This window comes from Zoogloea sp. (genome assembly GCF_041914405.1).
Classification (GTDB): domain Bacteria; phylum Pseudomonadota; class Gammaproteobacteria; order Burkholderiales; family Rhodocyclaceae; genus Zoogloea.
This window is the reverse complement of sequence record NZ_JAYSDK010000010.1, coordinates 34,804-48,591: the sequence shown is the minus strand read 5'-3', so window position 1 is coordinate 48,591 and position 13,788 is coordinate 34,804. Positions and strand designations below refer to the sequence as shown.

12 protein-coding genes are annotated in these 13,788 nt (G+C 66.4%); 10 read left to right on the top strand and 2 right to left on the bottom strand.

Annotated features, from left to right (window positions below):
• Positions 1-17 precede the first annotated feature (17 nt).
• Positions 18-1,367 carry a TRAFs-binding domain-containing protein gene (locus ACE3RX_RS08165; protein WP_374482183.1) on the top strand — a complete coding sequence of 450 codons (1,350 nt, stop codon included), beginning with the start codon at positions 18-20 and terminating at the stop codon, positions 1,365-1,367.
• Positions 1,368-1,376: 9 nt separating this feature from the next.
• Here ACE3RX_RS08165 and ACE3RX_RS08160 read toward each other — a convergent pair whose 3' ends face one another.
• Both ACE3RX_RS08160 and ACE3RX_RS08155 read right to left on the bottom strand, forming a co-directional pair.
• Entirely contained in the window at positions 1,377-2,096 is a 720-nt protein-coding gene (locus ACE3RX_RS08160) for a site-2 protease family protein (RefSeq protein ID WP_374482181.1), read from the bottom strand.
• A complete protein-coding gene (locus ACE3RX_RS08155; protein ID WP_374482179.1) occupies positions 2,093-2,983 on the bottom strand; it encodes a DUF2167 domain-containing protein in 891 nt (296 codons plus the stop codon). Before ACE3RX_RS08155 ends, ACE3RX_RS08160 begins: the two co-directional genes overlap by 4 nt.
• A gap of 120 nt (positions 2,984-3,103) precedes the next feature.
• On the opposite strand from ACE3RX_RS08155, the gene ACE3RX_RS08150 reads away from it, so the two are divergent.
• The 9 genes from ACE3RX_RS08150 to ACE3RX_RS08110 all read left to right on the top strand — a co-directional run bounded on the left by ACE3RX_RS08150 (position 3,104) and on the right by ACE3RX_RS08110 (position 13,788).
• Positions 3,104-4,054, top strand: coding sequence for a hypothetical protein (locus tag ACE3RX_RS08150; protein WP_374482177.1), 951 nt, complete (start codon positions 3,104-3,106; stop codon positions 4,052-4,054).
• Positions 4,055-4,200: 146 nt separating this feature from the next.
• Entirely contained in the window at positions 4,201-4,533 is a 333-nt protein-coding gene (locus ACE3RX_RS08145; protein WP_374482175.1) for a hypothetical protein, read from the top strand.
• Between the two features lie 227 nt (positions 4,534-4,760).
• Entirely contained in the window at positions 4,761-5,660 is a 900-nt protein-coding gene (locus ACE3RX_RS08140) for a tRNA nucleotidyltransferase (protein ID WP_374482173.1), read from the top strand.
• Between the two features lie 94 nt (positions 5,661-5,754).
• A complete protein-coding gene (locus ACE3RX_RS08135) occupies positions 5,755-7,383 on the top strand; it encodes a diguanylate cyclase domain-containing protein (RefSeq protein WP_374482171.1) in 1,629 nt (542 codons plus the stop codon).
• Between the two features lie 182 nt (positions 7,384-7,565).
• Positions 7,566-9,536, top strand: coding sequence for a long-chain fatty acid--CoA ligase (locus ACE3RX_RS08130; protein ID WP_374482169.1), 1,971 nt, complete (start codon positions 7,566-7,568; stop codon positions 9,534-9,536).
• Between the two features lie 13 nt (positions 9,537-9,549).
• Positions 9,550-10,332 carry an ABC transporter ATP-binding protein gene (locus ACE3RX_RS08125; RefSeq protein ID WP_374482166.1) on the top strand — a complete coding sequence of 261 codons (783 nt, stop codon included), beginning with the start codon at positions 9,550-9,552 and terminating at the stop codon, positions 10,330-10,332.
• A 10-nt stretch (positions 10,333-10,342) separates the two neighbouring features.
• On the top strand, positions 10,343-11,269 hold the full coding sequence (locus tag ACE3RX_RS08120) for a branched-chain amino acid ABC transporter permease (protein WP_374482164.1): 927 nt from the start codon (positions 10,343-10,345) through the stop codon (positions 11,267-11,269).
• 91 nt (positions 11,270-11,360) lie between these two features.
• Positions 11,361-12,428 carry a branched-chain amino acid ABC transporter permease gene (locus ACE3RX_RS08115; protein ID WP_374482162.1) on the top strand — a complete coding sequence of 356 codons (1,068 nt, stop codon included), beginning with the start codon at positions 11,361-11,363 and terminating at the stop codon, positions 12,426-12,428.
• A 34-nt stretch (positions 12,429-12,462) separates the two neighbouring features.
• A complete protein-coding gene (locus ACE3RX_RS08110) occupies positions 12,463-13,788 on the top strand; it encodes an ABC transporter substrate-binding protein (protein WP_374482160.1) in 1,326 nt (441 codons plus the stop codon).

Genomic DNA, 13,788 nt, shown 5'->3' with positions numbered 1-13,788 from the left:
TCCGACCGGAGGCCGTGATGACCCGTCCGCTGTGTTTCGTCCTGATGCCCTTTGGCAAGAAGACCCTGGCCTCCGGGCAGGTGGTGGATTTCGATGCGATCTATGGGCGCCTGATCCAGCCGGGCATCGCGGCGGCCGGCATGGAGCCGTTGCGGGCCGACGAAGAGGCCGTTGGCGGGCTGATCCACAAGCCGATGTACGAGCGCCTGATCCTGTGCGATTTCGCGGTGGCCGACCTGACCGGTGCCAACCCCAATGTCTTTTATGAACTGGGCCTGCGCCATGGTGTGCGGCCGGCGACGACGGTGATGCTGTTCGGCGACACGGGTGCCTTGCCCTTCGATGTGGCGCCGTTGCGCACGATTCGCTACGCCATGGATGCGGGCGGCGTGCCGGCCGATCCGGTCGCCGCCGCCACGGCGCTGACGGCTTCTCTCGACGAGGCGCGGCGCGCCCGCGACGAGCCGCCCCGCGACAGTCCGGTGTTCCAGTTGCTGGAAGGCTACGTGGCTCCGGACATCGCCCGCCTGAAGACCGACGTGTTCCGCGACCAGGCCCGCTATGCGCTGGATGCCCGCAACAAGTTGGCGGTGGCACGGAAGGCCGGCCAGGATGCGGTGCGGGCGGCGGCACTGGGTCTCGGCGATTTGTCTGCCGCCGAGGCCGGCGTGCTGGTGGACCTGCTGCTGTCCTACCGGGCGGTGAGCGACTGGCAGGGCATGGTGGACCTGGTGGCGGGCATGTCCAAGCCCTTGGCCCGCAGCACGCTGGTGCAGGAGCAGTACGGCTTCGCCCTCAACCGCCTGGGCCGTCGGGACGAGGCCGAGGCTGTCCTGCTGGAACTCATTGCCAGCCGTGGCCCGAGCAGCGAGACCAATGGCCTGCTCGGCCGTGTTTACAAGGACCGTTGGGAGGCCGAGACGAAGGCCGGTAACGCCTTGGCCGCCCGCGGCTGGCTGCGCAAGGCCATCGACACTTATCTGCAGGGCTTCGAGGCCGACTGGCGCGACGCCTATCCTGGCATCAATGCGGTGACCCTGATGGAGCTGGCCAGCCCGCCGGACCCGCGGCGCATCGAACTGCTGCCGGTTGTCACCTACGCGGTGAAGCGGCGCATTGCCAGGGGTACGCCGGATTACTGGGATTTCGCCACGCTGATCGAGCTGGCCGTGCTGGCCCGCGACGAGGCCGCCGCACTGGACGCGACTGCCAACGCGCTGGCTGCGGTGCGCGAGAACTGGGAGCCGGAAAGCACCGCCCGCAACCTGGCCCTGATTCGTACTGCGCGGGTTGCGGCCGGCGATGCGCCGGCCTGGGCCGACGACATCGAGCAGGCCCTGCGCGCCCGTGCGAAGCCGACGGCTTGAGGCCGGCGTTCAGAGCTGGGCGCGCAGGCCGCCCAGCATCTCATGTACGTCGTAGGTCATCACCGCCAGGTAGGCCAGCAGGCCCAGGTACAGCAGGGCGTATTCGAAGCGCTTGGCCGGTGGGGTGTCGTAGTAGCCAGGCGCCTCGCCGCCTTCCCCGCGGAAGGCCTTCCACACGTGAGGGGCGGCAAGGAACGCGATGAGGATCAGCATCGGGCTCGGGCGCCATAGGAACAGGCCGACCAGCGCCGGCGCGCCGAGCATCCAGAACTTGCGCGACACCACGCCGGTCATGCGGCCGCCGTCCAGCGGCGGCACCGGGATCAGGTTGAACAGGTTCAGGAAGAAGCCGGAATAGCTGATCGCCAGCAACAGTGTGCTGTCCTCCGAGCGGGCCAGGAAATAACAGGCCAGTGCAGCGAGGGTACCGGCTAGCGGGCCGGCCATCGCCACGTAGGCTTCGGTTTCGGCGTTCATCGGCTGCTCCTTGAGGTTGATCCAGGCGCCGACGAAGGGGATGAAGGTCGGTGCGCCGACGTTCAGGCCGCGCTGGCGGGCGGCGATGTAATGGCCTATCTCGTGGCAGAACAGCAGCACGATGAAGCCGGCGGCGTAGCGCCAGCCCCAGATCAGCGCATAGACACCGAGCGAGATCAGCATGGTGCCGCCCGTGGTGAGCAGCTTGCCGAACTTGGCGCCACTGAGGAGGAGCAGGAGCAGCTTGATCATGCGCCGTCCTTCTTGCCGAGCAGCTTGCGCACTCCCGCACCGAGGCCGACGACGGCCAGCGCGCCGGCCTTCCAGAACTTGGCCAGGAAGAGGCCAAGGGACGCCAGCAGCCCCAGCTTCTTGGCGGCGATGCCGCCGACCAGCGCAGCCAGGCCGTACTCGGCGACCTTGTCGGTGGATGAGTTGAAGTCGGCGTAGCGCTTGCCGTCGTTGAACTCGAGGGCGGCCAGCAACTCGCGGGCGGCGGGTTTCTCCTGGTCGATGTGGGCCAGGCCGGTGATCAGGTTCATCGAGAAATAGCCCTCCCGCCCGAGCACGTAGGTGTTGTAGTTCACCCCATCCCCGCCGGCTGGGGCGTCCTTCCGGCGGGTGATCACGGACCACACCAGGCGGTGGGTGGCGGCGTCGTAGTTGGGCGCCTCCACCCAGCCGACCACGCTGAACTCTGGAATGCCAAGCTTGCGGCGTTCCTCGTTGGCGGATTCGGTGCCTTCCTTCAGGTTGTCGAGCAGCTTGGCGGCATCCCACTCCTTGGCATCTTCGTCCTTCACATAGCCGGCCGCTTCGTACTCGAGGGCCAGGAAGCCTTCCAGCCTGTCGCTGACGATCAGGCCATGGAAGCCGGGGCCGGTGTGATTGCCCTGGGCGGCCAGCAGCGCCGACGCCTCGGCCTGCGGGATGAAGCCGTAACCGGCCGGCAGGTGCAGCTTGCCCTGCTCGCCCAGCGGGATGTCCCGCGGGCCGGGCTGGACGGCGGCCATGGCGGTCTGTGCCGCCGCCTCGAAGTGGGCGCGGCCGTCGCTGGCTGGCGCATCGGCGGCATGGGATACAAGGCAGGGCAGGCACAGGGCCAGGATCGCCAGGTAGCGGCGGAGCGGGTTCTTCATCACAGCAGGTGGAATGTTGTTTGCATCGGCGGGCGCTGATGATAGCGCGGAACCCCGGGTGCCGATCTATCCTGAAAGCACGGGCTGCCGGCGCGGCCCTTGTTTGACGCGGGGTGTGTCATGGACAAGAAGAAGCGCACGCGGTTTCGTCCGGAGGTGCCGGAGGCCTGGCTGCGGCGTGGCATGCGCGTGCCCTTCGTCATGGCATCCATCCTGTGCTCGCTGGCCCATGCCGGCAGTGGGGCGGACGCGCCGGTGCTCAAGAAGGCGGCCGGGCAGCGCAAGCCGGCCCTCGACATCCAGGTGCAGGGGGGCGGCTGGGGCAGTGCCCGCAAGGAGGCCATCGAGACCGTACTCAAGGAGGTTGCCGACGCGTTGCTGGTGAACCTGCCCGAGCGGCTCGCGGTGCCCATCGTCGTCACCCATACGGACGGGCCGCCGGTGGCGCTGTACGGTCGCGGGCAGCAGGGCGAGTACCGGATTCGCCTGCATGCCCGTGGTGACAACTGGCACCTGTACGCCTACGAGTTTGCCCATGAGCTGTGCCATGTGCTGTCCAACTACGACGAGAACGTGGCGCCCGGCGCAGCGCCGACCCGCTACAACCAGTGGTTCGAGGAAACCCTGTGCGAGACGGCTTCCCTGTTTACCCTCAAGCGCCTCGCCCAGCGCTGGGAGAGTGCGCCGCCGGGGCCTGAATGGGTTGGCGAAGCGGCCCCTTTGCGGCGTTTCTTCGACCTGCTGATTTCCGAAGGGCACCGCCAGTTGCCGCACGATGCGCCGCTGGCGGGCTGGCTGCGGGACAACGAGGATGCGCTGCGCAACAACCCCTATCTGCGCGACAAGAATGAGGTGTTGGCCAACCTGCTGCTGCCTTTGTTCGACGGCAATCCCGAGAACTGGCAGGCCCTGGCCTACCTGAATCTCGATCCGGCCGATGCGCGCAGCAGCCTGCGCGCCTATCTGACCCACTGGTACCGGAATGCGCCGGAGGCGCATCGCGCGCTGGTGGGTGATGTGCTGGCCATGCTGGAGCTGAAGGATGCCCTCGCTCCGGAAGCCCCACGCTAGCGGAATGGGTTCTTTTCCGACTGTTTTCGTCGACTAATATGGAGGTGTGCAGACCACCGCCCGCGGGCCCAGACCCCGGAGCGGTAGCGCACCGTTCACTTGCTTGCCTTGTTTTGCGGGGAGGATCACCACACACGGAGGGCAAAATGAAATCGAGTCGTTGGATGAAGATCGGTGCCGGCCTTCTGACGGGAAGCGTCCTGAGCCTGATTCCGCTGGCCACCGCCCTGGCAGCCGACCTCAATGACAGTCTCAAGGAACTCACCGACAGCCGCTCGATGGGGACCATGCATAGTCCGGACGCGGGCAAGGGCATGGGGATGGACTCGCCGTCCTATGGCACTCAGGAGTGGTACGGGGCGCAGGGGCCGGTGCGTACCGACATGGACAAGGAGCAGATGGGGATGACTTCCGCCCCGCCGTCACCGTCCATGTGGGACAAACTCCGCAAGCAGCTCGGCCCGATCGGTAGCGACTAAGCACCTGCATGTTCGCGACGCCGCCCCCGCAGTGGGGCGGTGATCGCTGTAAGCCGCAGAGCAAGCGGACTGCTCTGGGCGTGGACCAGTGGGTCCTCTTCTTGCTTCAAGCTCCGGCAAGTCTTCCAAAGTACCTGCACGATCCTGTCGTGGCAGGTTTTTTGGTATGCCCACGACACATTCGTCCGGCATCTGTCGAAAACCCGCCATTCCTCGCGAGACACTCCATGAGCTTCCAACTGCCCCGCAGCCCCATCGCGCCCCTGCTGGTGAATCCGGCCGTCAATCTGCTGCGCATCGCCGCGGCGGCAGCCAGCCAAGACGGGGAGGTGGACCGGGAGACGATCGCCTTGATGCGGCGCCAGGTTGCCGAGGGCCTGCTCGCCGATCTCGATCCCGCGCAGGCCTGGGCCGAGCTGGCCAACGGCCTGATGAGCGACGCGCCGTCGCGAATGCTGTGGGTGCTGCGCGAGAGCCGGGCGTTGCAGGTGTTGCTGCCGGAGCTGGATGCCTTGTTTGGCATGCCCCAGAGCGCGGATGATCCGCCGACCGTGGACATCGGCGAGCATCAGTTCCGTGTGGTGGACGAGGCCGCGCGCCGCCAGGCGCCGCTGGCGGTGCGTTTTGCGGCCTTGCTCTACAACGTCGGCAAGTCCGATTCGCCACCGGAGCACCTGCCCGCCCATTATCGCCACATGGAGCGCGGCCTGCCGCGAATCGAGGCGATTGCGGAACGCTTCCGCGTGCCACCGGAGTTTCGGGATCTGGCCGTGCTGGCGCTGCTGGAGGTGGAGCGGGTGCATCGGGCCGCGGAGATGCGGGCCGGCTCCATCGCGGCGATGCTCGAGCGGGTCGATGCCTTCGGCCAGCCGCAGCGCTTCGACTGGCTGATGCTGTTGTGCACCTGCGATTTCCGGGCCTATCCCGGTCGGGCGACCCGCTCCTATCCGAAGGCCGCGATGCTGGCTGCGGCGCTGGATGCCTGCAAGGTGCTCGACGAGGCGGCGCTCCGGGCCAATTACGAGGACGATCCCGCCGGTGCTACCGATGCGTTGCTGGAGGCCCGCGCCGCGGCCGTCGCCCGTGCGCTGCGTTCGGAGCGCTGGGCCGGACAGGCCGCCGACTAGGCATGGCGCCATGCACGGCGTCGACACGGTTTTCGGCATGGAAGGATGACTTTTGTCGGAGGTGTGCATGTCAGCCCTCGGCTACCATAGGCCGATGGCTCTGAAGCGCATCTCCAACAGTCTCGTCACCCGCTTGGTGCTGTTCGGCATGCTGCTGGTCATAGCCGGCGGCGCGGCGCGTTACGTGCTGCAGGCCCGTTACCTGCGTGAAGACCTTACCCAGCTGGTGTCGGCCCAGCAGATGGCGCTGGCCGACGAGGTGGCACGGGAGATCGACTACAAGATCCGCCAGCGCCGCCAACTGCTGGACCAACTGGCGGCCACCTTGCCGCGGGAATTGCTCGGCCAGCCGTCCCGGCTGGAGGCCTGGCTTGCCGAACGGCACTCGCTCCATCCGGCATTCAACCTGGGCCTGCTGGTAATCGCCACCGACGGCCACGTGATCGTCGACTTCCCCCGGGTGCCGGGGCGTCGCGGCGCGTCGGCGGCCGGCAATCCGGGTTTTCTGCGGGCCCTGCAGGGGAGGGCTGGGGTTGGTGCACCGCTGGTGGGAAGCTTCACCAAACAACCGGTACTACCGATGGGCGTCCCGCTGAAGGATGCCGGCGGCCACGTGGTGGCCGTGCTGGTGGGCATCACCGCGCTGACGGCGCCGGATTTCCTCGACCGCATCAACCAGGGGCGGATCGGCGAAACCGGCGGTTTTCTGCTCGTCTCACCCGTCGACACGCTATTCGTCGCGGCGGGCGACCCGGACCTGTTGCTCAAGCCGACCCCGCCGCCCGGCGTCAATCTGCTGCACGACCGGGCCATGGCCGGCTTCCGCGGTAGCGGCGTGACGATCAATGCCAAGGGCGTCGAGGAGTTGGGGTCGATGGCCAGCGTAGCGAGCACCGGCTGGTTCGTGGTGGCGCGCATGCCGACGGCGGAAGCCTTTGCGCCGGTTCGCCGGGCCCAGGACAACGTGATCCGCCACAGCTTCACCGCGATGGCCCTCGTGTTGCTGGTAGCGGGCGTATTTGTGCGGTTTACGCTTCGTCCGCTGCATCGGGCTGCGACCCTCGCCGAGCGCATGACCCAGGACGAGATTCCGCTGGAGCCGTTGCCGGTGGTGCGCGACGACGAGGTCGGTCACCTCACCAAGGCCTTCAACCGGCTGCTCGACAAGCTGGCCAGCAGCCAGGCCGAACTCCAGCGCATGGCCCACCACGATGGATTGACGGGGCTGCCCAACCGCATGCTGCTCGATGACCGTATGCGCCAGGGGCTGGCGCGTGCCGCCCGCCACCGCACGCAGGTGGCGGTGCTGTTTCTCGACCTGGATGGTTTCAAGCCGATCAACGACCGCCTCGGACATGAGGCCGGCGATGCGGCGCTGGTGGAGGTGGCGCGTCGCCTGTCGACGGTGCTGCGCCAGAGCGACACGCTGGCCCGTGTCGGTGGCGATGAATTCGTGATGCTGGCCACCGATCTGGGGCCAGACGCCTCGGAAGGGGCGGCACGCCTGGCCAGGCGCTGCCTCGAGGCGCTCGCGGCGCCGCTGACCATCAAGGACAACCTGTGCCTGCTGGGTGTGTCTATCGGCATCGCCATCAGCGACGGGACGGGTACGCCCGAGGCCATGCTGCTGGCCGCCGACCAGGCCATGTACGTGGCCAAGGACCAGGGGCGCGGGCGCTACGTCATTGCGTCCGGGGGCGATGGTCTCGCGTTTGCAAGCTGATCCGGAACGCAGGGCCTCCAGCACCGCCACAATTCCGTACATTTGAAAAACAGTTGCGCAAACTTGCTTTGCCAGACTGATCCCCGAGACGAAATAGCCCACCCGCCGCCACCGGCAACGCCCACGGGCGTCATCGGTAGAAGCCGCGGGGGACGACATCGAGACAAACCGGAGGAGGGGGCATGGCCACGACCCGAGCGGCAGCTGTGGACGTCGCCAGCCTGGACACCTTTCCGCGCCTGCTGATGGAGCACGCTCGGCAGCGCCCGCAGCGCCCGGCGATGCGCGAAAAGGAATACGGGATTTGGCAGACCTACACGTGGGCGGATGTCGCCGCTCGGGTGCGTGCGCTGGCCAGCGGCCTGGCCGAGTTGGGCTTCAAGCGCGGCGACCGGCTGGCCGTGGTGGGGGACAACCGGCCGCGCCTGTACTGGTCTGTGGCGGCCTGCCAGTGCCTGGGGGGCATCCCGGTAATGATGTACCAGGATGCGGTGGCCCAGGAAATGGCCTACGTGATGAAGGACGCGGACATCCGCTTCGCCTGCGTCGAGGACCAGGAGCAGGTAGACAAACTGCTCGAGATCGAGGCGGGCCTGCCGAGCCTCGAGCGCATCGTCTACGACGACCCGCGCGGCCTGCGCCACTACAACCAGCCCTTTCTGCACGGCATGGACGAGGTGCTGGAGATGGGGCGTATCCACGACGAGCACCACCCCGACTTCCTCACCAACGAGATCGACAAGGGCAGTCCCGAGGACATCGCGGTGATGCTGTACACCTCCGGCACCACCGGCCAGCCGAAGGGGGTCTGCCAGAGCCACGCCGCCTTCATCGCTGCCGCCCGGGGCGGCTGTGCCTTCGACCGCCTCGGCGAGACCGAGGACATCCTGTCCTACCTGCCGATGGCCTGGGTTGGCGACCACCTGTTCTCCTATGCCCAGGCGTTGGTGGCCGGTTTCACGATCAACTGTCCGGAATCCGCCGAGACGGTGATGAACGACCTGCGCGAGATCGGGCCGACTTACTACTTCGCGCCGCCTCGGGTCTTCGAGAACCTGCTGACGCAGGTGACGATCCGCATGGAGGACGCCAGCCGGCCGAAGCGTGCGCTGTTCGCTTATTTCATGGAGGTGGCGCGGCGCTGCGGTGCCGACATCCTGGACGGCAGGCCGGTCCCGCTGGGTGAACGCCTGCGCTACGGGTTGGGCAAGCTGCTGATCTACGCACCGCTGAAGAACGTGCTGGGCCTCAGCCGCATCCGCGTCGCCTACACTGCCGGCGCGGCGATCGGGCCGGACCTGTTCCGCTTCTACCGTTCCATCGGCATCAACCTCAAGCAGCTCTACGGCCAGACTGAGACCTGTGCATATGTGTGTTTACAGCCCGATGGCCAGATCAAGCTTGACTCGGTGGGCAAGCCGGCGCCGCAGGTGGAGGTGAAGCTGGCAGACAACGGGGAGATCCTGGTGCGGGGGCCGATGCTGCTGAAGGCCTACTACAAGCGCCCGGAAGCGACTGCCGAGGCGCTCAACGCCGAGGGCTATTTCATGACCGGCGATGCGGGCATCTTCGATTCCGACGGCCACCTGAAGATCATCGACCGGGCCAAGGATGTGGGGCGCCTGAACGGCGGCGGCATGTTCGCCCCCAACTACATCGAGAACAAGCTGAAGTTCTTCCCCTACGTGAAGGAGGCGGTGTGCTTCGGCAACCGCCGCGACCACGTCACCGCCTTCATCAACATCGACCTGGAGGCGGTTGGCAACTGGGCCGAGCGCCGCGGGTTGGCCTATGCCGGCTACACCGACCTGGCCAGCCAGGCGGCGGTGTATGCGCTGCTGAAGGACTGCGTCGAGCAGGTCAATGCCGATCTGGCCGGCGATGCGGCGATGGGCGACGCCCAGGTCCGCCGTTTCCTGATCCTGCACAAGGAGCTCGATGCCGACGACGGTGAGCTGACCCGGACTCGCAAGGTGCGCCGCAACTTCATCGCCGAGAAATACGCGGTGCTGGTCGATGCGCTGTACGCCGGCAAGGCCAGCCAGTACATCGAGACCCAGGTGAGCTACGAGGACGGGCGCAGCAACCTGGTGGCCGCCGAACTGCGCATCGAGGACGCGCAGATCTTCCCGCCGCAGGCGCGGGCTGCCTGAAACGGAGAACGCGATGGCCCGGCAAAGCGGCGACGTGATCGTCGACCTGCGCAATATCTCCCTGCGTTTCGGCGGTGTAAAGGCGCTCACCGACATCAGCTTCGATGTACGGGAGCACGAGATCCGCTCGATCATCGGTCCCAACGGGGCCGGCAAGAGCTCCATGCTCAACGTGATCAACGGGGTGTATCACCCGCAGGAAGGGCAGATCTATTTCCGCGGCACGCTGCGCCGGCGGATGGAGCCCCACCGGGCGGCCGAGCAGGGCATTGCCCGCACCTTCCAGAACATCGCGTTGTTCAAGGGCATGACGGTGCTCGACAACATCATGACCGGGCGGGCCTTGAAGATGCGCTGCAACTTCCTGCAGCACGCCTTCTACTGGGGCGCTGCCCAGCGGGAGGAGGCTGCCCACCGCCTGAAGGTCGAGGAGATCATCGAGTTCCTGGAGATCCAGTCCATCCGCAAGACGCCGGTCGGCCGCCTGCCCTACGGCTTGCAGAAGCGCGTCGAGCTGGCCCGCGCGCTGGCCGCCGAGCCGCACATTCTGCTGCTGGACGAGCCGATGGCCGGCATGAACGTGGAGGAGAAACAGGACATGTGCCGCTTCATCCTCGATGTGAACGACCACTACGGCACCACCATCGTGCTGATCGAGCACGACATGGGCGTGGTGATGGACATCTCCGACCGGGTGGTGGTCCTCGACTATGGCCGCAAGATCGGCGACGGCCTGCCGGACGAGGTCAAGGGCAACCCCGAAGTCATTGCAGCGTATCTGGGCGCAGCCCACTGAGGGACAGGGCATGCAGTTCTTCATCGAGGTGCTGATTGGCGGCCTGCTGTCCGGTGTGATGTATGCGCTGGTGGCACTCGGCTTTGTGCTGATCTACAAGGCGTCGGGGGTGTTCAACTTTGCGCAGGGGGCGATGGTGTTCTTCGCCGCGCTGAGCTTCGTCGGTTTCCAGGAAGTGCTGCCGGCCCGTTTCGGTATGGAGGCCGGCAGTGCGCCGGTGTTCTGGCTGTCCTTCCTGCTGGCCTTCGCGACGATGGTGGTGCTCGGCATTGCCACCGAGCGAATCGTGCTGCGGCCGCTGGTCAATCAGCCGCCGATCACCCTGTTCATGGCCACCATCGGGCTCACCTACGTGGTGGAGGGGCTGGCTCAGATGACCTGGGGCGCCAACGTGCGTGGCCTCGAGCTGGGCATCGTCGATGAGCCGATCGCCTGGCTGATGGACGACTACGGCATCGGCGTGTCGAAGTTCGACCTCTTCGCGGCCGGCGTGGCCGCCTCTCTGGTGGCCCTGTTGGCGGCCTTGTTCCAGTACACCAAGGTCGGTCGCGCGCTGCGGGCGGTGGCCGACGACCATCAGGCAGCCCTGTCCATCGGCATTCCGCTGCAGACGATCTGGCGCGTGGTGTGGGCAGTGGCCGGCTTTGTGGCGCTGGTGGCCGGGATGATCTGGGGCGCCCGCAACGGCGTGCAGTTCGCGCTCACCTTCACCGCGCTGAAGGCGCTGCCGGTGCTGATCCTTGGCGGCTTTACGTCGGTGCCCGGCGCGATCGTCGGTGGGTTGATCATCGGTGCGTCCGAGAAGCTGGCCGAAGTGTATGTGGGGCCGCTGGTCGGCGGCGGCATCGAGGGGTGGTTCCCCTACATGCTGGCGCTGGCCTTCCTGTTGGTGAGGCCGGAAGGCCTGTTCGGCGAGAGGCATATCGACCGGGTCTGACCCGTTGGGGCGAATTCATTAGCCCGCGGACTTTGTTCAAGCGACTGTGGGCGGATGAATTAGCCCCCACCGGGAGAGGGGGGGGGGTGGAATGCGTTACCGCGTGGGCGGGCAGTTCAGGACCAGCTATGCCGAGGACGGGCGGATCTTCCCGATCCGCCAAGACCGGATCGGCTTCGCGCTGCTGATGCTCGTGTTCGGCGTGGCAGTGCCGCTGCTGGCCAACGAGTACTGGCTGAAGGCGATCCTCACGCCGGTGCTGATCTTCTCGCTGGCCGCCATCGGCCTCAACATCCTGACCGGCTACGCGGGCCAGTTGTCCCTCGGCTCGGCGGCTTTCATGGCGGTGGGGGCCTTTGCCGCTTACAACTTCATCCTGCGGGGGGACGGCATGCCCTTCCTGCTGGCACTGGTGCTGGCGGGGCTGGCGGCGGCGCTGGTGGGGGTGCTGTTCGGCCTGCCGAGCCTGCGCATCAAGGGCTTTTACCTGGCGGTGGCGACGCTGGCGGCCCAGTTCTTCATCGTGTGGGTGCTGGTCAAGTTTCCGTGGTTCTCTAACCATTCCTCGTCGGGGGTGGTGACGGCCCAGGAGGTGAGCATCCTCGGTTATCGCTTTGTCTCGCCGGAGGCCAAGTACGTGCTGACCTTCGCCGTCGTCGCAGTGTTGGCACTGGCCGCCAAGAACCTGGTGCGCTCGGCCACCGGGCGTGCCTGGATGGCGGTGCGCGACATGGACGTGGCGGCCCAGGTGATCGGCTTCCGCCTGATGCGCACCAAGCTGCTGGCCTTCGCGGTGAGCTCCTTCTACTGCGGCGTGGCCGGCGCGCTGTACGCCTACACCTACATCGGCACCGTCGAGCCGGAGGGCTTCAACCTCGACCTGTCCTTCAAGATCCTGTTCATGATCATCATCGGTGGTGTCGGCTCGATCATGGGCGCCTTTCTGGGCGCGGCCTTCATCGTGCTGCTGCCGATCCTGCTCGACAACCTGGTGCCGGCGCTGTTCGGCGATGCGCTCGGGGCCGGCTTTGTGTCCAACCTGCAACTCATCATCTTCGGCGGGCTGATCATCTTCTTCCTGATCGTGGAACCCCATGGCTTGGCGCGCCTGTGGCAGATCGCCAAGGAAAAGCTGCGCCTGTGGCCCTTCCCGCACTGAAGCGCCACCTCATACCTACAAGAGGAGACACACCATGAAACTGAAGCACACCGTCCTGCTGGGCGCGGCCATCGCCGGCCTGCTGGCCTCCTCCGTGGCGGGGGCCGTCGAGGAACAGTTCATTGGCCTGCCGAGCTATCGGGTTGGCCCTTATGCGTCCGGCGGCTCGGGGGTCTTCGGTGGCTGGATCGACTACATGCAGCTGATCAACGAGCGGGATGGTGGCATCAATGGCGTCAGGCTGACTTGGGAAGAGTGCGAGACTGAGTACAACAATGCCCGCGGTGTGGAGTGCTACGAGCGCCTGAAGAAGAAGGGCAGCACCGGCAACACGGTGTTCCAGCCGGTGTCCACCGGCATCACCTACTCGGTGCTCGACAAGGCCGCCCAGGACAAGATCCCGGTGGTGACGATCGGCTACGGGCGTACTGACGCCGCCGACGGGCGGATTTTTCCGTGGGTCTTTCCGCTGATCACCACCTACTGGTCCCAGGCCTCCGCCATCGTGAACTTCATCGGCACGAAGGAGGGGGGCATGGACAAGCTCAAAGGCAAGAAGATCGGCCTGCTCTACCACGACTCGGCCTACGGCAAGGAGTCCCATGCGGTCCTCGACAGGCTGGCCGCCAAGCACGGCTTCGAGCTGAGCAAGATCGCAGTCGCCCATCCGGGCAACGAGCAGCAGTCCCAGTGGCTGCAACTGCGCCAGCTCAAGCCCGACTACGTGATCCTGTGGGGCTGGGGAGTGATGAACCCGACGGCCCTCAAGGCGGCCGCGAAGGTCGGCTATCCGCGCGAGAAGATGATCGGCGTGTGGTGGTCTGGTGCCGAGGAGGACACCATCCCGGCCGGGCCGGCGGCCAAGGGCTTCATTGCCGCCGGTTTCAACGTGGCCGGTGCCAATTATCCGGTGGTCGCCGACATCAAGAAGTTCGTCTACGGCAAGGGCAAGGGCAACATGGAGGACAAGGCCCGCATCGGCTCGGTGTATTACAACCGCGGCGTGGTGCATGGGCTGATCACCGTCGAGGCGATCCGCAAGGCCCAGGAGAAGTTCGGCAAGGGCAAGGCGCTGACCGGCGAGCAGGTACGCTGGGGCTTCGAGAATCTGAACCTCGACGAAGCGCGCTTGAAAGCGCTGGGGGCGACCGGTTTCCTGCCGTCGCTGAAGATCAGCTGCGCCGACCACGAAGGGCCGGGTGTGGTGAAGTTCCAGCAATGGGACGGTAGCCAGTGGAAGGTGATCTCCGACTGGGTCGAGTCCGACCGCCCGCTGGTGCGTGGCATGATCGAGGAGTCGGCCGCCGCCTACGCGAAGGAGAAGGGTATCAAGCCGCGGGACTGCAGCAAGGAAGGCTGA